This is a genomic window from Paenibacillus sp. J22P15 (genome assembly GCF_056269345.1).
The window spans coordinates 649416-670797 of sequence record NZ_JBWDNT010000001.1 but is presented as its reverse complement, the minus strand read 5'-3'; the positions used below and the strand labels follow the sequence as shown (position 1 = coordinate 670797).

The following is a 21382-nucleotide window of genomic DNA, read 5'->3' as shown; positions in this document are numbered from 1 at the left end:
AATAAGCATTATAGGAGGAACATCATGACTTCAACGACCGAACTAATTGAAATGAGTGCGGAAACGCTGACAAAAATTATTTTGAAAAAAGAAGAAGACCTCTTTATTGTTGACGTCCGCAATGAGAGTGACTTTTTGGATTGGAAGATCGAAGGCGAACGCATTGAAAATATTAATATCCCATACTTTGAATTGCTTGAAGGCGTGGATGAAATTCTAGATCAAATACCAACAGATAAAAAAGTGCTTGTTGTATGTGCAAAGGAAGGTTCATCCAAATTTGTTGGAGAACTGCTCATCGAAGCTGGCTTAAAGGAAGTATATTATCTTCAGAACGGCATGAAGTCTTGGAGTGAGCACCTAGAACCGGTGAAGATCGGCGACTTGAGTGACGGCGGCGCTATTTATCAGTTCGTAAGAATCGGTAAAGGCTGTCTGTCCTATATGATCGTATCCGACGGTGAAGCCGCTGTCGTAGACACGCTAAGAATGACTGAGGAGTATGATCGCTTTGCGAGTGATCTTGGTTCCCGTATAACTCATACGATGGACACTCATCTCCACGCGGATCATATTTCTGGTGGCAGAAAACTGGCTGAACAACAATCTGCAACGTACTGGATGCCACCAAAGGATGCGACGGAGGTCACATTTGATTACGCTAAACTTGAGAGCGGTAATGATATTACCGTTGGCAAGACGACAATAAAAATTCAGCCTATCTATTCTCCTGGGCATACAATTGGGAGCACCTCATTCATAGTTGATGATCAATATTTGCTGACTGGAGATATTTTATTTATAGAATCGATTGGTCGGCCTGATTTAGCTGGTCTCGCAGAAGATTGGGTCGGTGATCTCCGTCACACATTATATAACCGTTATCCTGAGTTATCACAAGATTTGATTGTACTGCCTGCTCATTTTGGTTTTATTTCTGAGCTGGGCGAAGGTGGCCGTGTGGCTGCACGGTTGTCCGACTTGTATCAAAATAATGCAGGACTGCAAATTTCGGATGAAGCTAATTTCCGCAGCATGGTAACGAGTAATCTACCGCAGCACCCGAATGCCTACCAAGAGATTCGCCAAATTAATATGGGTAAAATCACACCGAGTGAAGAGGAACAGCGCCATATGGAAATCGGTCCGAACCGCTGTGCCATTCACGATAAATAAGAGGAGGAACAAACAAATGAAAGCAGATCTTATCGTTGATACCAAAGGACTGGCATGTCCTATGCCGATTGTAAAGGCAAAAAAAGCAATAGATGGTTTACAGCCTGGACAATTGATGGAGGTGTTATCTACGGATAAAGGCTCAATTAATGACTTCACAGCATGGGTTAGAAAAACAAACCATGAGCTTGTTCAACATCAAGAAGAAAACGGCGTTTACAAATTTCTAGTCAAAAAAATCTAGTAAGCAAATTTACTGTTAACGAAAGGAGAAGACAATGAAATGGAACAGGTAGCAGAGAAAACAACCATTGTTCTCTTCAGCGGGGAACTTGATAAAGCGATAGCTGCTTTTATTATTGCGAATGGAGCAGCGGCATATGATCATGAGGTAACGATATTTTTCACCTTCTGGGGTTTAAATACTTTACGGAAGGATGAAGTCGTACCTTTGAAAAAAGGTATTCTTGAGAAAGCGTTTGGTTGGATGATGCCGCGAGGCCCGAAGAAGCTCGGATTGTCCAAAATGAATTTTGGCGGAATGGGACCTCAAATGATTAAGCATGTTATGAAAAAACATAATGCACTTTCGTTGCCTCAGCTCATTGAGCTCGCTCAGGAGCAAGGTGTAAAACTAGTTGCATGCACGATGACAATGGATCTGCTTGGGTTGCAGCGTGAGGAGTTAATTGATGGCATCGAGCTTGCCGGTGTTGCCGGTTACCTTGGAGATGCTGCTGATGCAAAAGTAAACTTATTTATCTAATAGATGAAATATTATTATTTTTTAGTTTATAATATACCCATACATGTACGCGTTATGAAATGGGAGGCTAAGATCATGCCATACACTTATACAGATGAAATGAAAACACGTTTGCGAAGAATAGAAGGTCAAGTGCGCGGAGTTCTGCGGTTAATGGATGAAGAAAAATCTTGTAAAGATGTCGTTAGCCAACTTGCCGCAGTCCGAAATGCAGCAGATAAAGCTATGGCACAAATCGTAGCAGAAAATCTTTATCAATGTATTCTTGAAGAGCAATCTGCCGGCGGAGATACGAATAGGGTTGTGAAAGAAGCGATGGAGCTGCTCGTTAAGAGCCGGTAAGGGCGGCCATCATTCTCAAGACTGCTGTATGAAATTAATAATAAGCGAACACGGGTGAGCGTGTTCGCTTATTTTAAGCTATCATATACAATTGTTACGCCAAGGGAACTATAGTTTTCCTCTTTGTAATGCCCTTGTGGGCACACCTTCGAGGAACAGAAACTGTCGCTTACTGACATTAATTGTTCATTGCAAGTAGGACATTTATGATCAAATATTTTTTTAATAAGAGTAAACATTTGAAATCACCTAATTTCGCATGAAGTTACTTGGAATTAAATTATAACTCATTTTTCGCAATCAAACAAGGAGGGATTATGGACACTTTCCTTTATATCATCATGACGCTGCTCGGCTTTGTCGGGTCCTTCTTTTCAGGATTACTCGGCATAGGCGGAGCCATAATTAACTTCCCCCTTTTGTTATACGTACCATCCGGTCTCGGCTTAGCGGAGTTCACTGCAAAGGAAGTTGCGTCCATTAGCATGTTTCAAGTATTCTTCGCTTCTTTAGCTGGTATACTTGCATTTCGAAACAAAAGTGACCAGAAAGCGATCATTCATAAAAGACTTGTCATGTACATGGGGAGCAGTATACTGCTCGGGAGTTTGATTGGAGGGTTTGGGTCACGATTTTTGGATGAAGGAGTCATTAATGTCATTTATGGAACGTTGGCTCTGATTGCCGTAGTAATGATGTTGATTACTAGCCGGGCAACACAAGAATCAGAATTAGGCGATATTGCATTTAACAAAAATATTGCCGTCGTATCGGCCCTCATGGTTGGTCTAGTGTCTGGCGTAGTAGGAGCAGGAGGTGCATTTATACTTATTCCCATAATGCTGACGGTCTTAAAGATTCCGACTCGAACAGCGATTGCTTCCTCACTTGCCATCGTATTCATATCCGCTATTGGCGGTGTTATCGGGAAATTAAGTGCAGGATCCATTCCGATCTGGCCAACCGTATTTGTTGTTCTGGGCAGTTTGATCGGAGCACCGCTTGGATCTAGAATTAGCTCTAAAATCAATGTTCGATATTTGCGCTATGGTCTGGTTGTATTGTTAACCGCCACTACAGTGAAAGTATGGGCGTCCATTTTGTAACAATTTGAAATTGTATGATCATGGTTATAATGATATTAAATTAGCGAGATATTTATACCCATACGCGTATATGTAGATAGTTGTAAATTTAACAGTAAATTTTTTTAAAAGTAAATAGGAGGCTGTTTAATGAATACGAATACACTGCTTAACATCGTTATAATATTGCTAATTGTGTGGTTTGTTTACAGACAATTTGGATCTTCTAAAGGATTAAGAACTTTAGGAAATTCTACTTTTAGAAAAGAAATCGAGGCATCACAGGACCATATATTAGTGGATGTTAGAGAACAGTCTGAATATAAATCGGGTTACATCCCAGGAGCGAAAAATGTTCCCTTATCGCAGTTGGATAGCCGCATGGCTGAGATACCGAATAATACCGATGTTTATTTGTATTGCAGAAGTGGAATGAGAAGCAAGAAAGCTGCTCGCATACTTCAAAAGAACGGCTATACAAAACTTGCGCATCTACAAGGAGGCATGAACGCTTGGGGAGGCAGAATTTTGAAATGATGTACTTCTAAATGAAAAGATAATCTGCTTATAGACGCGTTAAGTAAGGTTCGTGTAGAATTGATTCATTGTTCCTAATTTATGGAAGGGGATCGAGTCCGATGAACGAATTGCTTAACAGCTGGAAAATAACAGAGGGAGTTTTGGATGCTTCACCAGATGAGGTGGGCCTGGATTCCACACAATTGAATAAGCTAGATAATCACTTACTTCATCTTATCTCACAGCAAAAACTTCAAGCAGCCAGCTATCTCGTTGCTCGCCATGAGAAAATCGCTGCTTGGAAGTCCATGGGGCGACTTCATGGATTGACCGAGCAAGGTGAATTACAGCCGGATTCCATACGAAATATGTCATCTATTACTAAGGCATTCACAAGCGTCGCTATTATGAAGTTAATTGAGGACGGAAAGCTGTACATCGACTTACCGGTTTCCAGCATTTTGGAAGAGTTCAATAATTCTACTCATCAGAACATCACTCTTTTTCACTTGTTAACACATACGTCCGGTATTTTACCGGTGACTGGATATTTTAATGAACCCTATCCAAGGCTATGGTGGGGCGCTAATGGCATTGATAACTGGATTCGTAAAGTGCTGCAAGGTCCCCTCATTTGCCAACCAGGTGAAGCCTACAATTATTCCTCTGCGGGCTTCGCGCTGCTTGGAGAGATTATTACTCGAGTTTCTGGAAAGCAATATGAAGATTACGTTATTGAGAATATTCTCGAACCTCTTCAGATGAATAGGACCTTTTTTGACTTGCCTGAGTATCTTCATGCAGAAGTTTGCACGGTAGACAAAAGTGATATGGAGAGACTTATTAGGACTGAAAAGAGTACAGATCTGCCTCCGCGTTCAGACAACGGTCTTTATTCATCCATGTATGATTTGTGGAAATTTGGTCAAATGCTGCTGAATGGAGGGACCTTCGATGGTCAACGCATTCTTGGAAGAAAGTCCGTTGAGCTATTAACGAAGCGTCATCTCTTTAATGTTCCTGCATACCATTGGGGCGGTAAAATCAAAGACAAAGGGCAAGCCCTTGGATTAGACCTTTCCATTAGTCAGCTTTCTTATGAATCTATAGGCACCTACCAGCTCGAAGGTGCCGGCAGATCAGGTTTTTTCGTCGATCCGGTTGAAAAGCTTGTTGTCATTATGTTTGTGCCATCCATCTACTCATGGGTGCCCGAGTCTATACTTGGGACTAAACAGATTATTTGGTCGAGTTTAGTGTAAGAAATCGTTATTGAACAAAAAGAGTGAGTCGAACCATCGACTCACTCTTTTTGTGTTCTGTTAAGCAGGATGATCTAGGGGGAGTAATAACGATGATAGTAATACTCTACTTCTACCTGTGTATAGTAAAAACTCTTGACCCACATACCCTGAGGGGGTATATTATAATGGCAATGATGTAAAGGAGAGATACAATATGAATGACAAAATAAAAATAGCTGTATCACCTGCTATCCAGGTCGGAGGGAGCTTGTTTACACCTCAGCAACTGGTGACGATTGGTTCGCTTGTTGGACTAGAAGCGAACATTGAGATGACACCTTTTAAGCAGCTTTATGTGGAAATACCGATAGATCAACAAGATCAAATAACTAAACAATTACGTGCAGCTGGTCTTGAGGTTAATCCATCAGGGTTCACGACAAAAAGCTTGATCGCATGTAACTTTTGCAGAGGTCCCGAGGATGCCGGTTTAGACATAGCACGGAAATTAAACGAAGCAATCGTCGGAATTCTCACACCAACTCCAATGAAAATTGCTTATGCAGGCTGCGCCCTCGGTACAAGTGAACCTCTATTAAAGGATATCGCGGTCGTAAAAATGCGGAATACGTTTGATGTTTATGTTGGGGGAGAGCCAAAAGGAATAAAAACTTCGTTTGCTCAGCTTTTACTTACAGATTTATCGGAAGAGAAATTAATCCCAATAATAATTAACCTCATTAATTATTATAAAGAGCATGCAAAAGGAAAAGAAAAGTTCAGTAAGTTTGTTAATCGGATTTCACTAGAACAGCTTAAAGAAAAAAAATGGAATGAATATGAGTAAAATACTTGTTGTCGAAGATGAAGATAAAATTAGAGAAGTCATTATCGCATATCTAAACAAAGCTGGTTACGATACCAGTGAAGCAAGTGAGACCAAGCGGCTATATATAAGTTAGACAGACAGCCTTATGATTTAATTATTCTTGATTTGATGCTTCCAGATATGGACGGAGAGGTTCTATGCAAACAAATACGCAGTACTAATCCGATACCCATCATTATGCTTACTGCACAAGCTTCGATGAATCATCGAATTCAAGGTTTATCTTCAGGGGCTGACGATTATATCGTAAAACCGTCCGATCCTCATGATTTGTTAGCTAGAATTCGATCTGTACTGCGTCGAACCAATCACCAAGAGCTTCTCGCTGATCCGGGGATTAGGACTCGCTATCACGAAAACGCTAGTTGAACGTCATGGGGAACAAGTGTGGGCAGAGAGTAATGGAGGAACTTTATTCCATGTGTACTTGCCAAGAAGATGATAGGGTAGTAAGCCTTCTCTCGCTGAAAGGTAATTGTGTATATCTGTTTGTGTGTTTTTTTCCAAAATGATATATTTTGTTTATTCGATGTATTATTTGATTAATTAAACATTTAAAATGTGAGGGATAAGCTGTGATTGTTACAAAAACGAAACGTGGAACGAATCTTGAAGATGTTCAAGAAATGAATCGTTCATTAGTCATTCGACTTATGCGAAAAAAGCCGATAAGCTCAAGGGCTGAGTTGACTCAAGCCTCAGGTCTTAATCAATCTACAATAACTAATATTATAAATGAGCTCATTAGTTGGGGGCTTGTAGTGGAAACAGGCATCATTGACGGCAAAAAGGGACGTCGCTCTATCGGGATAAAGCTTAATTGTGAGCCCTATAAAGTCATTGGTATCCGACTTACACGTCAATCAATCACGGTAGCTTTGTACGACCTTGAAGGTACCGAATATAGTAACCAGCAAATTCTAATCCAAATAGCAGATGGATCTGTTAATGCTTTTAATCAGATGAAAAAATTAATAGCTGATATGATCGTAATGAACGCTATTGGAAATATCGTAGCAATTGGCGTGGTCACACCAGGCCCTCTGTTTCGCAACGAGGGAAGAATTGGACTGATGTCCTACTTTCCAGGGTGGGAAAAAATCAACATACAGGAAGAACTCATGAAGGAGTTTTCGCTTCCAGTTTATATCGAACATGATGCGAAGGCAGGTGCGCTCGCTCAATGGTGGTTTGAGGAGCCAAATCGCGATCAGGGCGTAATGATCTACGTTGCTGCTGGACAAGGTGTTGGTGCAGGTATTGTTGTTGATGGAAAAGTTTACCGCGGATCATTAGGTATGGCAGGTGAAATCGGGCATATGAGCATTGATTATAAAGGCCCCCAATGTGAATGCGGTAATAAAGGATGCCTTGAGCTATATTGCTCAACCTCTGCACTGCTCAAGACACTAAACAAAGAGCATATCTCACTTAAATCCGTCTGGAAAGAACTGCAGGAGAATAAAGGAGGAGAAACAGAAGAGGCTGTTCGCCAAGCCGCGTGGTTTCTCGGGTTTGGGCTTGTTAATATTGTGAATACCTTTAATCCAGATCGTATTATTTTGGGCGATGAGCTCACAGAAGCAGGATCTTTGCTGCACGAGACGGTGAAATCAGTCATCAATCAGCATGTATTGCCCGATGTATCACGCAAATTATCAATCGAAATGGCCTCGAATGAGAAAGATACCATGCTAATCGGCTCTGCAATCGTTGCTATTGACAGCCTATTAGATCAACCCTCTAGCTATTTCAAATATCGAAGCTAATCACAATTTTATAAGTCTATAAGCACATAGTGGTACATATAGACTTTTTCATATCCAAGCATTATTTATTACTTGATTAAATCAATTAATAGATTTATAGTAATGATGCAATTGTTAATACATTACTCATTTTAGGGGATGTAACCACACATGTCGTTACTAATGGGGATTGATATCGGAACCTCAAGCGTGAAATCCATGCTCATGGATTCATCAGGTAACATACGAGGCTTCTCACAAATGGAATATGACATCGATATTCCTATATCAGGATATGCTGAGCAAAATCCGGATGAATGGTGGAGGCTCGTCAACGAAACCAGTTCGCAGGCGATAAAGAACGCTGGGGTGGATGGGGCTTCGATAGCGGGAATCGGTTTGTCCGGACAAATGCACGGTGTGGTCGTACTTGATAAAAACGGAGAAGTGCTGCGTCCAGCTATTATCTGGTGCGATCAGCGTTCGATTTCTCAGAAACTTATGGTCGAATCGAAATTTACTGCTGAACAACTCGGAAGCTTGATACAGAACTCGGTGTCGACCGGATTTCTGCTCTTATCGTTAATGTGGATCAAAAAGAATGAACCTGATATTTATAGTCAAATCGATTGCGTTATGTTGCCAAAGGATTACGTCCGTTATCGTTTGACCGGTGAGATTGGAACAGATACAACAGATGCATCGAGCACAGCAGCCTACGATTCAGTATCCTTGCGCTGGTCCGATTCCTTCATTGAAGCCGTTGGACTCGAGAGATCGATGTTCCCAATAATAGGGAACCCTTGGGATGTTGCAGGATATGTAACACCGCAAGCTGCACTTGTATCAAGCTTTGCTGCAAGTACCCCAGTTGTATTCGGCGGGGCAGATCAAGCCATGCAAGCTGTTGGAAACGGTGTCATTAAGCCCGGTGATGTGTCTTGCACGATCGGAACAGGCGGCCAGTTGTTCACGCCACAAGATCAACCTATCTATGATAAGCAGCTTAGAACACATACCTATGTACATGCAGCTCCTAACCTATGGTATCTGATGGGCGCAACGATGAGTGCTGGACTTTCACTAAAATGGTTGGCATCGCAAGTGCTAAGGAATCCCGATTTTAAGAGTCTCGATCTAATGGCAATGGAAGTTCCTGCTGGAAGTGATGGTTTGATTTTCCTTCCTTACTTATCTGGTGATCGAACTCCTCATATGGATCCACACTCACGGGGGATGTACTTTGGTCTCACACTAGGTCATCATCAAGCTCATATGATAAGAGCTGTCCTTGAAGGGGTTTGTTATTCGCTGCGAGATGGAGTAGAGATCTTCCGTTCGCTTGGTGTTGATATGAAGAGAATTATTATTTCCGGCGGCGGCGCAAAGAGTCAGCTGTGGTCACAGATCCTTTCTGATGTGTTGAACCAGGACGTCTATAGAAGTAACACAGTCGAACAAGCTTGCTTAGGAGCTGCAATGATGGCCGGTGTTGGAGTGAAAATCTATGATAGTGTTGAACAAGCATGTAACACTGCTGTGAGTTTGCATACTGATCCTATTCGTCCCAATCTGTACAATCATGCCATCTATGATCGTCAATATGCCATTTTCATTCAACTTTATGAGAACAATAAAGAGCTTTTTCCTAAGCTTGAGTCTATCATTTGAAAAGAATGGAGTTGTGAAATGATGATAAATGCAGGAGATAGCAGCGAAATTAATGAGTTAAAGCACAGACAAACTGAACTGTCTGCCCAGCTTGGCATTGCAAAGCAATTAACTGTAGATGCACGGGTTTCTGGCGAAATAGTACATGGTGATCTGTTGCGAATCCAAAACAACAATGGAGAAGCTGTAATCCGTATTTATTCGGGTACATTACCTAATTTGAAAGCGATATCACTTGTTGTGGAATTATTCACAGATGCCAAACAGCATCCATTGACATTGTCCATTCCATGGCATGCTATAGGCACTGGAAATCATGATATCCTATTACGTTACAGCGGTCATTTAGTGGAACTCTTCATAGATGGTGTGCTGGTTGATGAAGAATGGCCTATGGGCGCTATTCGATTAGACCAAGCAGTTGCACTAGCACATGACGCAATACAGGAGTTAAAGATTTGGGATCATGCTCTTACAGATGTAGATCAGTTAAATCTAATCCGTGATATAGAGAGCTTGAAGACAAGGGAAACAACTTATCTCGGAACTGAGCCTGATACGATTCAGTACTGGAGACCAAAAGGCTTCAATACTGGGGTTGGGGACTGCATGCCGTTTTTTGACGGTGAAACATTTCATATTTATTATCTGTTCGATCGCCGCGGGCATGCAAGCAAGTGGGGACTAGGTGCCCATCAATGGGCGCATATCTCATCAAAGGATTTAACAAACTGGACTCATCATCCGCTGGCAGTTGGAATTTCTGAGGATTGGGAAGGATCTATTTGCACAGGTTCTGTCATTTGTGAAAATGGTATTTATTATGCTTTTTATGCAGTACGTGCAGTTGATGGCTCACCGGCGCGTTTGACGTATGCTATCAGTAACGATAGCATTCATTTCGTAAAATCGATGAACTACATAAATATTTCTGAGCGTTATACACTGGCTTCTGTAAGAGATCCTCATGTTTTCAAGGATGAAGAAGGCATTTATCATATGTTGATTACGACTAGCCTAGTGGATGGAGGGAAACACGAGGGATGCCTTGCCCATCTCGTATCCAAAGATCTGCTCGAATGGGAGGAGGAGAAACCGTTCCTCGTTCCGGGATACCATGATGAACCAGAGTGCTCAGACTACTTTGAATGGAATGGCTGGTATTATTTAATATTTAGCAACGACGGCCAAGCACGTTATCGCTATTCGCGCACGCCGTTCGGGCCATGGCTGCGACCAGTGATGGATACCTTTGATAGTGTCCAGATGAGGGTACCCAAAACGGCAGCTTTTCCGGAAGGAAGACGATTTGCAGCAGGTTTTTTATCCGAGCCAGGCAGATATGGTGGAGAATTAGTAATCCGTGAACTTGTTCAGGAACACGACGGTTCTCTAGGACTAAAACACCCTAAGGAATTAATTGACGCAACTAGTCAAACAGAAACCGTGGCAGCAGCTCTCTCAACAGGAAATCTAACGGGCTTCTCTGAACATCATTGGGGCAAGGTAGAGGGGGAATTCAGCTTTTCCTTTGAGGTAATCCCTGAGCAGTCGACGATGTACTATGGATTCTCCCTTGGTGAAGATGCAGATTTCAAACGAGGTTATGATATCAGATTCGAACCCTCGAACGGTAAGTTGGGGGTTCATGAGATCAATTGCGCGTCATTTCGGGAGGATGAAGCTTCATCGATTTATCATGTGAAGGGATTAGACGAACGTATACTTGTACAGGTCATCAAAAAAGAAGGTTTCATCGACCTCTGTGTGAATGGAAATCGAACGCTCATCTCACGAATAAGTGGAAATCTTTCGCATCTACGTTTTTTTGCCCAATTTGGAACAGCAGGATTCCACAACATCCAGCTTCGAATTTCATCTAAACAATAATGAATAATTGATCATAAAATTTTTTGTGATTGTATAAAAGAGGATGTTCTAAGCAAAATAGATACAGTACTCGTCTTCGTAATTTGTAGTCTTATGAGTGTGGGGTGGACCTGTGGATGAAATAATATGTGACTTCTCTCCAATGAAGGTAGAAGTGAAGAGTGGGCTTGAGCAATTACACTTAAAAATGGAAGCCTTGATAAAGGGATTAGATCATGAAGAAGGTAGTTGTTTGTTAAACGAGTTTCATTCTCTAAAAGAACAATTTATTAGGGCTGAATCAATTGCTTCGACTTTTTATTTGAAATGCTATCTCGCTCCCTATACAGCAAAATATGACGAGTTATCTAAGGCCATTGCCCACTTGTCACAACGGCATCATGGTGCGCTGCTGGTCGTACAAAGATCAGATGAAATTGATAGATTAATTACTCATGGAGTAACGTTGTCTGCGATGCTGACGCATTCGTTGATAGAATCGATATTCACTCCTGGCGGACCTCTGCATGATGGAGCAGTATTAATTCAAGGTGACAAGATTATCTCCGCAGCCAATGTTCTCCCATTAACGCAGAGAACCACTGATCAGAAAAAGCTAGGGACAAGGCATCGTGCAGGTCTTGGTTTATCTGAGCTTTGCGATGCGCTGGTCATTATTGTATCAGAAGAATCAGGACAAGCTTCATTTAGTTTAAATGGAAATTTGTATCCATTTTCTCCTGGTATTGATCTCCAATCATGATCATGACAAAAAGCCGCCTCTTGAACTCAAGAGGCGGCTTTAGTTCTTATTTACGCAATGTTTTTAGCGCACCGCTCCATGCGATGACTTGGTCTAGCATGCCATTCACATTTGTAAGATGCAGATCCGCTGGTTTGAAAACAGAACCATTCTCAAAATCAGTGAATAACGATAATGCTGGGTGAACACGAACGTCCGCTACGGACAATTCACCTAAGATTCCACGAAGATGCTCAGCTGCACGCGCACCGCCGACAGAACCATAACTTACGATACCTGCTGCTTTGTCGTTCCATGCTTCACGTGCATAATCTAGTGCATTTTTCAAGGAAGCGGAGATACTGTGGTTATACTCTTGCACGATAAATACGAAACCATCTAAACTAGCAAGCTTTGTATTCCAAGCAGTAGCTTGTTCTGTAGCATCTGCTTCTCCTAAGAGTGGAAGCTTGAATTCCGCGATATCTACGATTTCATAGTTAGCATCCCCACGTTGATCAGCAATTTTTTTAACCCATTCTCCAACCTGCGGACTAACGCGACCTTGACGAGTGCTCCCCAAAATAATTCCGATATTTAATTTTGACATTGTTTTTTCCTCCTCAGAAATAGTTTTACCAAATAATTTGTTTAGAAAACCCATAAGGACACCACCAAGTAAATTTCTACAGCGATAGAGAAAAACCATTGTCCGTGGAATTAATAATACCCAATTATAATCATTCCTTAAACAAGAATGGTTTATTCTATTGCTCAACTAAAATTAAAGCACATCACCAAACCGTCTCTAGTTTGAGTATCTTTAATGTGAGATAATCATAACCAATTCCATTTACATTGTCAAGTAACTATAATTATTTTAGTTGTTTATGTCTTATTCATTAAACACACTAGATGTAACAATTATTCTGCTTGACTTCAAATCAATTGAGTAGTAAAGTGATGGCATCGTCATACGAAGGAGGTAACGAAATGCGTAATAATACGTTAGGCTCGTTAATCTGGTTACGTTTAATGCGATTTACAAACCAAAGCAACCAGATGTCGAATGACTTTCTCAAACGATTTGATTTAACGACTGCTCAATTTGATGTACTAATGCAAATTCAAGTTTATCAGCCGCTTACACAAATGGAATTAGCAGAGAAAGTAACCGTAACTCAGGGCGGTATTTCACGTATGCTTGCGCGCCTTGAGAATGAAGGTTATATTGTGCGCAAGCAGGATTGGAAAACGAAAACGATTAGTCTCAGCGAGAAAGCTGAAGCTATCTTGGAGATCGCAATGCCGCAGCAGCTTGCATTTCAAACCTCTTTTTTTGATGATGTATTAAATGATGAGGAACAAAAAATACTATACTCACTGATGACACGCATTCATAAACATAGCCAAGAAAAAGAATTACCGACAGAGTAATTTTTTTTACAACATCAATTGACTAGTCAAGTTAAATAGGAGGAATAGCGATGTATATAATACCAGGACACCATCATATTTCAATGATTACAAAAAATGCTCAAATGAATAATGATTTTTATCAAAAGGTTTTGGGCCTTCGCAGAGTGAAAAAGACGGTTAATCAAGACGATCCGTCGATGTATCACCTGTTTTACGGGGATTTAACGGGGAGTGCAGGGACAGAGCTATCGTTCTTCGAAATGACAAATGCAGGAAGAACCGTACGCGGTACAAATGCGATCACACAAATTGGCTTACTTGTTCCGTCATTCGAAAGTCTGGTTTATTGGAAAGAACGCTTAGAGACATTACAAATAGAGCATAGTGAGATTACAAAATATGCTAGCAGAGATGCTTTGCATTTCGAAGATCATGAAGGCTTGCGTATGATCATGATAAATAATAATGGCGAAGAAGTACCCGAAAAATGGGCAGCATGGAACGACTCAGTTGTCGCGCTGGAGCATCGTATTTTGGGAATGGGTTCTGTCGAAATCACAGTTCGCAACCTGGATCGCCTAGCGAAAACATTAACGGACATGTTTGGTTATGTCGAGGTGTCTCGCTCAGACAACGAAGCGATTTACCAGTCCGTAACTGGCCAATCATTTGGAGAGCTCGTCGTCAAGCAAGCAGAAGGGGCTAGCGAAAAGCCCGGAAGAGGTAGCATTCATCATTTAGCAATCCGTGTAAAAGACGAAGAAGAGCTGCGCTACTGGGATGAAGTCGTCAAGAAACGCGGCTTCCACTCTTCAGGAATTGTAGATCGATACTACTTCCAAAGCTTATATTTCCGCGAATCGAACGGAATTTTATTCGAAATTGCGACAGACGGTCCAGGATTCACTAAAGATTCAACGATCGCAGAGCTTGGTAAACAATTGGATTTACCACCGTTCTTGGAAGATCGACGTGTAGCTATTGAAGCAAAGTTAGTCCCGCTTGATTAATTTCTATAATGAACTTAATGCCCCTCTGCTACAGAAACCTTACATCAATCTGCGCAAAATGTGTAAATTCAACCTAAAACAGTCGATTTCCTGTACGATAAAGGAATCGACTGTTTTTTTTATTTTAATGTGAGAACAAATAAATATAATTTCGTTGTTTATAGTGTAAAAACTTTTACAAAAAATAAGGAGAATCGCAAATGAAGTCTACGGATGCAAATTTCATAAAACGGTTACAGCGGCATAAAGAAGATGCGCTAGAATTTATTGTTGATACCTATTTGCCCCTAATCAAAGGGATAGCGTATAAAGTACTGGCACCGCTTGAGAACGATGGCGTCATTGAAGAATGTATGAACGATATATTGCTTTCCATTTGGAACAATTCGAATAAATTTCATGGGGACAAAGCGGATTTTAGAAAGTGGTTATGTGCGATTGCAAAGTTTAAAGCGATTGATTATTACAGAAAAAATATCAAGAAAGTGGAATTCACTTCTGAACATATGGATTTGAATTTTGAAATATCTGCGGAAGATGAGCTCATACTTGCCGAAGATAAAACGGAACTCATTAAGTTGATTAACCTTTTGGAACCCGTCGATCGAGATATTTTTATTATGAAGTACTTTCTAGGCCTAAAAACGGAGGATATATCCGCCAAACTAGATCTGACCAAAGCTTCGATTGATAATCGGATTTATAGAGGGAAAAAGAAGCTTTATAACAAAGCTATGAATCTGAATTGGAGAGGTAGTGTGTGATGAAGGATATTTATGAATTATTAAACAAGGTAAATATAGATGAAGATGAATTTGAGGAAATGGAAGTAAATGAATTAGAGAAAGCTAAAATAAAACGACTATTAAAAGAACAATTAAAACAGAAGCGTAAAATGAAGAGCTGGAAAAAGAATGCTGCTGCAGCTGTCATAATAGTCGGCTTATCCGCTGCAACATTTGGAATAACGTTTCCCGCTTATGCAAGCGATATCCCCATTATTGGAAATATTTTTAGATTGTTGGATACTGGGAGAATCGGCTCTTATAATGACTACAAGCAATATTCCAGTGAGATCAATGTTACAGAAGAAAGTAATGGCATAAAAATCACAATCAAAGATGCAATTTATGATGGAAAAACCGTTACTCTTACGTATGCTATAGAAAGCGATCATGACCTCGGTGACGAGCCTAGATTACATGGTTTTTTGAATGCTAAAGGTGCTCTCGGCGGGACTCAAAGCTCACAAATCTCAAAAGTGGGTGAAAATAGTTACGTAGGCTTATCCCATTTTAATAATGAATATCGTAATGCTAAAGAAAGAAACCATATCAATGTAAATTGGGATATTGAAGGTATTATCAAACAAGATAGCCAAGAGAAAATAACTGGAAAATGGAACTTTGCGCTTGCATTAGATGCAACAGATAACGCTACACAGATCATTAACCAAAGTACTGAACAAGAAGGAGTAAATGTAAATATAGAGAAATTAACCTTCACGCCTATGTCCTTCATCGTATATTATGACCAAATGGTATCAGATGAAGTTAGAAACAAATGGGATGCTGTAGATGTGGATATTGACATTAAAGATGATTTAGGTAATCGATATAAAGGGCAAGGGAATGGCGGGTCTGGTGATAAGGGTGGTTATAACATGAACTGGAGTAAAACATTCGAGAAACTAGATCCAAATGCAACGAAGATAATTATAACAACTCAGCTCGACCTATATGATCACACGCCTGAAAATCATGGTTCTTTAGAAATAACGAGAGAAGGATCAACAGAAATTTCATTATCCGAAAAGCTAGGCAAAGGCAGAGAAACTCATTTATTTGAAGACATTATCATTGAATTAAAGAAATAGTTCATTCTACACACATATTAGTCAGAAAACTGTGCTATAATTTAAAGTTGAATTTCAATGCACAATCAACAACAAGAAAAGGTGAAATCGATGATCATGATCGAATGGGAACAATGTTATGAATAATGAATGTACTCTTTATAACTGCATATTAGATAAACTGCCTCACTTGGATATTAAGCTCGCTGAACCGATTAAAAATCATGCCTATACAAAATTAGGGGGGAATGCAGATGTATTCATTACTCCGACCCAATATGATGAAATAAGTACTGTTTTTCAAATCGCTAAGGAAAAAAATGTTCCCGTAACTCTGCTGGGTCACGGTTCCAATCTCATCGTTAGAGATGGAGGCCTGCGTGGAATCACAATGAACCTAAAGAACTTCAATGAAGTTCGAACTGAAAATGGTACGGTTTATGCACAAGCTGGTGCCTCTATAATCGATGTCTCTAGGCATGCATTAGAACAGCATTTATCAGGACTTGAGTTTGCTTGCGGTATCCCTGGCACTGTTGGCGGAGCACTTTACATGAATGCTGGAGCCTATGGCGGTCAGATTGCTGATGTATTGGTAAAAGCATTAGTGATGAACGATGCTGGTGAGCTGCTTACCTTATCCAATGAAGACCTTGTATTAAGGTATCGAAAGAGCATCATTTCAGAAAAAAAATATATCGTGCTGGAAGCTGAATTTAAACTAATACCAGCCAGCTATGCAGCAATAAAAGAAAAAATGGATGAATTCACGTATGCCAGAGAAAGTAAGCAGCCTTTGGAATACCCATCGTGCGGCAGTGTTTTCAAACGTCCTCCTGGATATTTTGCCGGTAAGCTCATACAAGACAGCGGACTGCAAGGAAAGCGAATTGGAGGGGCAGAGGTATCCACAAAACACGCAGGCTTTATTGTAAATGTAAACCATGCTACGTCTAAGGATTACATCGATTTAATTGAGGACATTAAAACTACGGTAAAGCAGAAGTTTGATATTGATCTAGAAACAGAAGTAATTATCATTGGTGATGAACCTGCAAATTAAATCAAAATATGAATGATCAAAGGCCCTCCGAATTTCATTTTGGAGGGTCTTTGATTTAAAGTTGTAACGATGTAATCATTCATTTTATAATGTAACTGAGAGGAAGTGATAGGCATGGCAATTCAAATTGCCGGAATAAGTAACTGCTCATGCAAAGCCTATTAGAAGGGCGATACTTTGCATGGGGCCGGACTGAAATAATTTCGCCCACAATAGCTCATATCGTTTCTAATAATCGGCTTTGCACCGTCTATTTTTTCCAATAAAAATTAGGGGCGAAAAAGCAATGGATAATCCATTTATTAGAAACCATCAATATAATCTCATAAAGAAGCAGGCAAATTTGCTTCAAACAGCGATCAACTCTGTTTCTGACAAGAAAGTAGTAGAAGCTGTTAGGTATAGCACGCATACTAAAATCATTGAAGCTTTCCCGGAAGTGACGGAATTGCAAAAGCAACATTTGGAGAAGCTCTCGACGTTGAATAAAACGGAAGATATCCAGCAGTTTTTGCATTCATTAAATCCGTTGATGACGGAATTTATGGAAGTGACGGCAGCACAGATTAAGAAACTGTTTCCGAAGGTAAAAAAACTGAAGGTTCCCGATCTATCTGATGTTGATTACCGTTATGTAACGTATATTGGCTGGACTGATATCGCGTCGAATAGATTATTCCTGATGTATTATTATGACGGACAGCTCATTGGCATTGAAGGGAAGTTTACACCCACAAATAAGAAGAGCACCTGTTTTTTGTGTAATCGGCATGAAGAGGTTGCGTTATTCACTGCACTTACGAAGTCGAAGCCAGCTAATGCTTCCCCTGATTATTACAAAGCGATCGGAAATTATATGTGTGTAGACAGCGGCACCTGCAACAAAAACATCTCGGATATCACCGTGTTAGAAAAATTCATTAGCCAATTACTCGGAAAATACGAATCATAAAATCAAAGAGAGGCACCTGATCGTACTGGCGCCTCTCTTTTTTGTGCATTCGGAGCTGTCTTCACAATATCTTCAAAAGTACAGGTTACACTTATATTATTATGTTTTTAAAATACCCAGAGGGGGTATGATGTAAATAACGCACATAAACAAATATCTAGAGGAGTGTTTTACAATATGAAAAAACAGTTGGCTTTAATTAGTGTCGTTGCATTGATTGCACTAAGTGGATGCGGTAAAGATTCAAATAATGAGAAACCAGTAAACATCAATCAAAATGTAGACCATTCAGCAATGAATCACTCGAGTACAGGTCAAATTCCTAAAGGATTAAAAGAAGCTAATAACCCAACGTACAAAGTGGGAAGTGAAGCGATTATAAAAGCTGATCACATGAAAGGGATGGACGGAGCCACAGCAACGATTGTAGGTGCTTACAGCACAACTGCGTATGCCGTAACTTATACCCCAACTACCGGTGGAGAAAGAGTGACCCATCATAAATGGGTTATTCATGAAGAGCTTAAAGATGCTGGAGAAAAGCCTTATGAACCGGGGTCAGAGGTCGTCATACAAGCAGACCATATGGTTGGAATGAATGAAGCAACAGCTATCATTGATTCTGCAGAGCAAACAACTGTTTACATGTTTGATTATGTTCCGACTACTGGTGGGGAAAAAATGACTAATCATAAATGGGTAACAGAAAGTGAGCTTTCAAGTAAATAAAAAGCATCTGACGGTAATCTCTATAATGAGCGTGAATGACATGAAAAGGAGGAGTTCTTCGGAGCTCCTTCTCTTTTTTTTGATTATTTAGACCAATATCTTTAAATTTTTTCAATTGTATATATTTAACATATATGATTTTAGATTACAGACAGCTGATTCAAACAACTACATGACCATTTCGACGTAAAAGCGGACCATTGAAGACTAAATTTTAATAACTTAACTTGAAAATTACGTGAATGATCTTCGTTTTTTAGGCATGATTTATTTTATTGTTCATATTTTATATATATGATTATTACATGCGGGAGGTGGAGATGATTTGATCGTTTGATATTCATATTATCGCCTGCACTTGTCAGGTCATGCTAGAGCTCAATCTAATTTGTACTAACGCTTCGAACTCAATTCATTTAGTCAGGGGACTGTCATATGAATGCGAATCAGTACCAAGGGATTAACGCCATCTCCCAACCCGGCGAATTTACAGAGCTTGACCGTTTTATGTTTGAATCATGGGGTTATCTAGTCATACCAAATGTTTTAACAGCTGACCAAGCACAAGAATGTCTGGAGGCTGCTATCCGCCTGCATGAGAGAGAAGGAACAACGGGATGGGCTCAGGTTGGACGAGGCTTTGAGACGGAACAGTCACTTGACAACTTAATTGATCACCCGGCTGTTCTGCCGAAAGTAAGAGCATTATATGGCGACCGTTTCATTCTTCAATCGGCTTGGTGTACGAAGCAGCCCGCATTTGGAAGCCAAGGCGGTTGGCATCAAGACGGCTCTGGTGCCTATGATTTCAATAAGTTAGCTTACCCTATCCCTCTATTGCAGCTTCGCGCATCATTTCTGCTCACCGATCAATCTCTACCGAGGATGGGTAACATGGAAATGATTCCTGGCAGCCACCGCGCGCAGGTGCCGCTCCCCGCAGACATTCGCAGCAACAAAGACGATTTGCCGATTGGACAAGTTATCTGTGCTCCCGCCGGATCAGTATTGCTCTTCCACAACGCCGTTTGGCATCGTACATACATGCATGATGGAGACTATGATCGTTATACTGCACATTATATTTACAGTCCACCTTGGGTTCGATTCTCTGATCGGTTTACGAACGACAAGGACTATTTGGATCGAACTACGCCTGTACGCAGATATCTAGCGGGGGAATACACGCGGCCTGACGCGCCATTCGGTGCCGGTTACCCTGCTTCCATATTCGAGAATTAATATACTTTGAAATAAAGCATTACTACTAAATTTCATAGTTTTGATATGGAGGGATAATCAAATGTTGAATGTAGCAATGATTAGCAAATGGCATGTTCATGCGGAGGGTTATGCAAAACACTTACAATCGCTTGGTACTGTAAATATTACAGCTGTGTGGGATGAAGATACAGACCGTGGTCGTGCATGGTCTGTAGAGCTCGGAGCTGAATTTCATTCCGATCTGGATGCTTTGCTTCAAAGGGATGATGTGGATGCTGTCGTCATCAATGCACCTACCAGCAGGCACGCTGAAGTGATGATTGCCGCAGCAAATGCGGGTAAACATATTTTCACAGAGAAATCGATGGCACTTACTGTAGCGGAATGTGATCAAATATCGGAGGCCGTTCAGAAGGCTGGCGTCAAGTTTTGTATTTCTTTCCCTGCTCGTACAAGACCACATCACTTGTTCGCAAAAAAACTGATGGACGAGGGATTACTTGGAGCAATTACACTTCTTCGTATTCGTAATGGCCATGACGGAGCTTTAAATAATTGGCTGCCAGAATATTGGTACGACGAGAATCAAGCAGGCGGGGGGGCTATGATGGATCTCGGGTGCCACCCTATGTATCTGGCAAGCTGGCTGCTGGGACAACCAAAGCGCATAACATCAATGTTTAGCCATTTTACAGGTCGAGCCGTTGAAGATAATGCACAATGCTCGATTGAATTTGAGGGCAATGCAGTGGCGCTGCTAGAAACTAGCCTAGTCACCTATAATACACCATCCGCGTTCGAACTTTATGGTACGGAAGGGACATTAATCATCTCCGGGGATACAGTGAAATTCACTTCCAAGCAAGCTAATTCATCGCTCCAAGGCTGGATTTCTCCAAGTCAGCTGCCTAAGGAGCAGCCTCTCCCGCTAACCCAATGGGTGAATGGTCTCTTAAACAACGAACCGATGCCATTTGGTTTGGAAGATGGAACGAAGCTGACGGCGCTGCTTGAAGCAGCTTACATCGCTCATCGAGAGAAGAGAACAGTTGAATTCAACCAATTGGGAGGTGAATAAT

24 protein-coding genes are annotated in these 21382 nt (G+C 40.8%); 23 read left to right on the top strand and 1 reads right to left on the bottom strand.

Annotated elements, in window-relative coordinates; translation table 11 throughout:
* The first annotated feature begins 24 nt into the window (after positions 1–24).
* The 14 genes from AC0YN6_RS03135 to cdaS all read left to right on the top strand — a co-directional run bounded on the left by AC0YN6_RS03135 (position 25) and on the right by cdaS (position 12072).
* Positions 25–1176: an MBL fold metallo-hydrolase gene (locus tag AC0YN6_RS03135; protein WP_475745048.1), complete on the top strand. Its 1152-nt coding sequence runs from the start codon at positions 25–27 to the stop codon at positions 1174–1176.
* 16 nt (positions 1177–1192) lie between these two features.
* On the top strand, positions 1193–1420 hold the full coding sequence (locus AC0YN6_RS03130) for a sulfurtransferase TusA family protein (protein WP_475745047.1): 228 nt from the start codon (positions 1193–1195) through the stop codon (positions 1418–1420).
* A 39-nt stretch (positions 1421–1459) separates the two neighbouring features.
* Entirely contained in the window at positions 1460–1942 is a 483-nt protein-coding gene (locus AC0YN6_RS03125) for a DsrE/DsrF/DrsH-like family protein (RefSeq protein WP_475745046.1), read from the top strand.
* 75 nt (positions 1943–2017) lie between these two features.
* Complete coding sequence (locus AC0YN6_RS03120; protein WP_475745045.1) at positions 2018–2284, top strand: metal-sensitive transcriptional regulator; 267 nt, start codon at positions 2018–2020, stop codon at positions 2282–2284.
* 317 nt (positions 2285–2601) lie between these two features.
* Complete coding sequence (locus AC0YN6_RS03115; protein WP_475745043.1) at positions 2602–3390, top strand: sulfite exporter TauE/SafE family protein; 789 nt, start codon at positions 2602–2604, stop codon at positions 3388–3390.
* 129 nt (positions 3391–3519) lie between these two features.
* Positions 3520–3906, top strand: coding sequence for a rhodanese-like domain-containing protein (locus tag AC0YN6_RS03110; protein ID WP_475745041.1), 387 nt, complete (start codon positions 3520–3522; stop codon positions 3904–3906).
* Positions 3907–4007: 101 nt separating this feature from the next.
* The gene (locus AC0YN6_RS03105; protein WP_475745039.1) at positions 4008–5150 is read left to right on the top strand and encodes a serine hydrolase domain-containing protein; all 1143 of its coding nucleotides are present in this window, start codon (positions 4008–4010) and stop codon (positions 5148–5150) included.
* Between the two features lie 196 nt (positions 5151–5346).
* On the top strand, positions 5347–5979 hold the full coding sequence (locus AC0YN6_RS03100; RefSeq protein ID WP_475745037.1) for a nitrite reductase: 633 nt from the start codon (positions 5347–5349) through the stop codon (positions 5977–5979).
* Positions 5980–6081: 102 nt separating this feature from the next.
* Positions 6082–6390, top strand: a complete 309-nt coding sequence (locus AC0YN6_RS03095; protein WP_475745519.1) for a response regulator transcription factor — start codon at positions 6082–6084, stop codon at positions 6388–6390.
* Positions 6329–6463 (top strand): ATP-binding protein, encoded by a 135-nt coding sequence (locus tag AC0YN6_RS03090; protein ID WP_475745518.1) that lies wholly within the window; start codon positions 6329–6331, stop codon positions 6461–6463. Before AC0YN6_RS03095 ends, AC0YN6_RS03090 begins: the two co-directional genes overlap by 62 nt.
* Before the next feature lie 133 nt (positions 6464–6596).
* Entirely contained in the window at positions 6597–7790 is a 1194-nt protein-coding gene (locus AC0YN6_RS03085; RefSeq protein WP_475745035.1) for an ROK family transcriptional regulator, read from the top strand.
* A 150-nt stretch (positions 7791–7940) separates the two neighbouring features.
* Positions 7941–9440 (top strand): xylulokinase, encoded by a 1500-nt coding sequence (xylB, locus tag AC0YN6_RS03080; protein ID WP_475745034.1) that lies wholly within the window; start codon positions 7941–7943, stop codon positions 9438–9440.
* Positions 9441–9458: 18 nt separating this feature from the next.
* A complete protein-coding gene (locus tag AC0YN6_RS03075; protein WP_475745032.1) occupies positions 9459–11330 on the top strand; it encodes a family 43 glycosylhydrolase in 1872 nt (623 codons plus the stop codon).
* 112 nt (positions 11331–11442) lie between these two features.
* Positions 11443–12072 carry a sporulation-specific diadenylate cyclase CdaS gene (cdaS, locus tag AC0YN6_RS03070; RefSeq protein WP_475745031.1) on the top strand — a complete coding sequence of 210 codons (630 nt, stop codon included), beginning with the start codon at positions 11443–11445 and terminating at the stop codon, positions 12070–12072.
* A 46-nt stretch (positions 12073–12118) separates the two neighbouring features.
* On the opposite strand, the gene AC0YN6_RS03065 is transcribed toward cdaS, so the two are convergent.
* The gene (locus AC0YN6_RS03065) at positions 12119–12661 is read right to left on the bottom strand and encodes an NADPH-dependent FMN reductase (protein WP_475745029.1); all 543 of its coding nucleotides are present in this window, start codon (positions 12659–12661) and stop codon (positions 12119–12121) included.
* 383 nt (positions 12662–13044) lie between these two features.
* Here AC0YN6_RS03065 and AC0YN6_RS03060 point away from each other — a divergent pair, with 383 nt between their 5' ends.
* The 9 genes from AC0YN6_RS03060 to AC0YN6_RS03020 all read left to right on the top strand — a co-directional run bounded on the left by AC0YN6_RS03060 (position 13045) and on the right by AC0YN6_RS03020 (position 21381).
* The gene (locus tag AC0YN6_RS03060) at positions 13045–13488 is read left to right on the top strand and encodes a MarR family winged helix-turn-helix transcriptional regulator (protein WP_475745027.1); all 444 of its coding nucleotides are present in this window, start codon (positions 13045–13047) and stop codon (positions 13486–13488) included.
* A gap of 50 nt (positions 13489–13538) precedes the next feature.
* Positions 13539–14480 carry a ring-cleaving dioxygenase gene (locus AC0YN6_RS03055; protein ID WP_475745025.1) on the top strand — a complete coding sequence of 314 codons (942 nt, stop codon included), beginning with the start codon at positions 13539–13541 and terminating at the stop codon, positions 14478–14480.
* Between the two features lie 200 nt (positions 14481–14680).
* Positions 14681–15244, top strand: a complete 564-nt coding sequence (locus AC0YN6_RS03050) for a sigma-70 family RNA polymerase sigma factor (protein WP_475745024.1) — start codon at positions 14681–14683, stop codon at positions 15242–15244.
* Positions 15244–16356 (top strand): DUF4179 domain-containing protein, encoded by a 1113-nt coding sequence (locus tag AC0YN6_RS03045; protein WP_475745517.1) that lies wholly within the window; start codon positions 15244–15246, stop codon positions 16354–16356. The genes AC0YN6_RS03050 and AC0YN6_RS03045 overlap by 1 nt, the downstream gene beginning before the upstream one ends.
* Before the next feature lie 118 nt (positions 16357–16474).
* Complete coding sequence (murB, locus tag AC0YN6_RS03040; protein WP_475745022.1) at positions 16475–17398, top strand: UDP-N-acetylmuramate dehydrogenase; 924 nt, start codon at positions 16475–16477, stop codon at positions 17396–17398.
* Between the two features lie 286 nt (positions 17399–17684).
* Positions 17685–18350, top strand: coding sequence for a FusB/FusC family EF-G-binding protein (locus tag AC0YN6_RS03035; protein WP_475745020.1), 666 nt, complete (start codon positions 17685–17687; stop codon positions 18348–18350).
* Between the two features lie 177 nt (positions 18351–18527).
* A complete protein-coding gene (locus AC0YN6_RS03030) occupies positions 18528–19079 on the top strand; it encodes a YdhK family protein (RefSeq protein WP_475745018.1) in 552 nt (183 codons plus the stop codon).
* Between the two features lie 435 nt (positions 19080–19514).
* Positions 19515–20321 carry a phytanoyl-CoA dioxygenase family protein gene (locus tag AC0YN6_RS03025; RefSeq protein ID WP_475745017.1) on the top strand — a complete coding sequence of 269 codons (807 nt, stop codon included), beginning with the start codon at positions 19515–19517 and terminating at the stop codon, positions 20319–20321.
* Positions 20322–20382: 61 nt separating this feature from the next.
* On the top strand, positions 20383–21381 hold the full coding sequence (locus AC0YN6_RS03020) for a Gfo/Idh/MocA family protein (RefSeq protein WP_475745015.1): 999 nt from the start codon (positions 20383–20385) through the stop codon (positions 21379–21381).
* Position 21382: the final 1 nt, after the last annotated feature.

Bases quoted from the DNA above. Each gene is read 5' to 3' on its own strand.
- AC0YN6_RS03030 (WP_475745018.1), top strand. From the start codon at position 18,528: ATGAAAAAACAGTTGGCTTTAATTAGTGTCGTTGCATTGATTGCACTA.
- AC0YN6_RS03100 (WP_475745037.1), top strand. From the start codon at position 5,347: ATGAATGACAAAATAAAAATAGCTGTATCACCTGCTATCCAGGTCGGA.
- AC0YN6_RS03055 (WP_475745025.1), top strand. From the start codon at position 13,539: ATGTATATAATACCAGGACACCATCATATTTCAATGATTACAAAAAAT.
- AC0YN6_RS03020 (WP_475745015.1), top strand. From the start codon at position 20,383: ATGTTGAATGTAGCAATGATTAGCAAATGGCATGTTCATGCGGAGGGT.
- AC0YN6_RS03050 (WP_475745024.1), top strand. From the start codon at position 14,681: ATGAAGTCTACGGATGCAAATTTCATAAAACGGTTACAGCGGCATAAA.
- AC0YN6_RS03060 (WP_475745027.1), top strand. From the start codon at position 13,045: ATGCGTAATAATACGTTAGGCTCGTTAATCTGGTTACGTTTAATGCGA.
- murB (WP_475745022.1), top strand. From the start codon at position 16,475: ATGAATAATGAATGTACTCTTTATAACTGCATATTAGATAAACTGCCT.
- AC0YN6_RS03105 (WP_475745039.1), top strand. From the start codon at position 4,008: ATGAACGAATTGCTTAACAGCTGGAAAATAACAGAGGGAGTTTTGGAT.
- AC0YN6_RS03130 (WP_475745047.1), top strand. From the start codon at position 1,193: ATGAAAGCAGATCTTATCGTTGATACCAAAGGACTGGCATGTCCTATG.
- AC0YN6_RS03045 (WP_475745517.1), top strand. From the start codon at position 15,244: ATGAAGGATATTTATGAATTATTAAACAAGGTAAATATAGATGAAGAT.
- AC0YN6_RS03075 (WP_475745032.1), top strand. From the start codon at position 9,459: ATGATGATAAATGCAGGAGATAGCAGCGAAATTAATGAGTTAAAGCAC.
- xylB (WP_475745034.1), top strand. From the start codon at position 7,941: ATGTCGTTACTAATGGGGATTGATATCGGAACCTCAAGCGTGAAATCC.
- AC0YN6_RS03120 (WP_475745045.1), top strand. From the start codon at position 2,018: ATGCCATACACTTATACAGATGAAATGAAAACACGTTTGCGAAGAATA.
- AC0YN6_RS03065 (WP_475745029.1), bottom strand. From the start codon at position 12,661: ATGTCAAAATTAAATATCGGAATTATTTTGGGGAGCACTCGTCAAGGT.
- AC0YN6_RS03025 (WP_475745017.1), top strand. From the start codon at position 19,515: ATGAATGCGAATCAGTACCAAGGGATTAACGCCATCTCCCAACCCGGC.
- AC0YN6_RS03125 (WP_475745046.1), top strand. From the start codon at position 1,460: ATGGAACAGGTAGCAGAGAAAACAACCATTGTTCTCTTCAGCGGGGAA.
- AC0YN6_RS03110 (WP_475745041.1), top strand. From the start codon at position 3,520: ATGAATACGAATACACTGCTTAACATCGTTATAATATTGCTAATTGTG.
- AC0YN6_RS03115 (WP_475745043.1), top strand. From the start codon at position 2,602: ATGGACACTTTCCTTTATATCATCATGACGCTGCTCGGCTTTGTCGGG.
- AC0YN6_RS03035 (WP_475745020.1), top strand. From the start codon at position 17,685: ATGGATAATCCATTTATTAGAAACCATCAATATAATCTCATAAAGAAG.
- AC0YN6_RS03135 (WP_475745048.1), top strand. From the start codon at position 25: ATGACTTCAACGACCGAACTAATTGAAATGAGTGCGGAAACGCTGACA.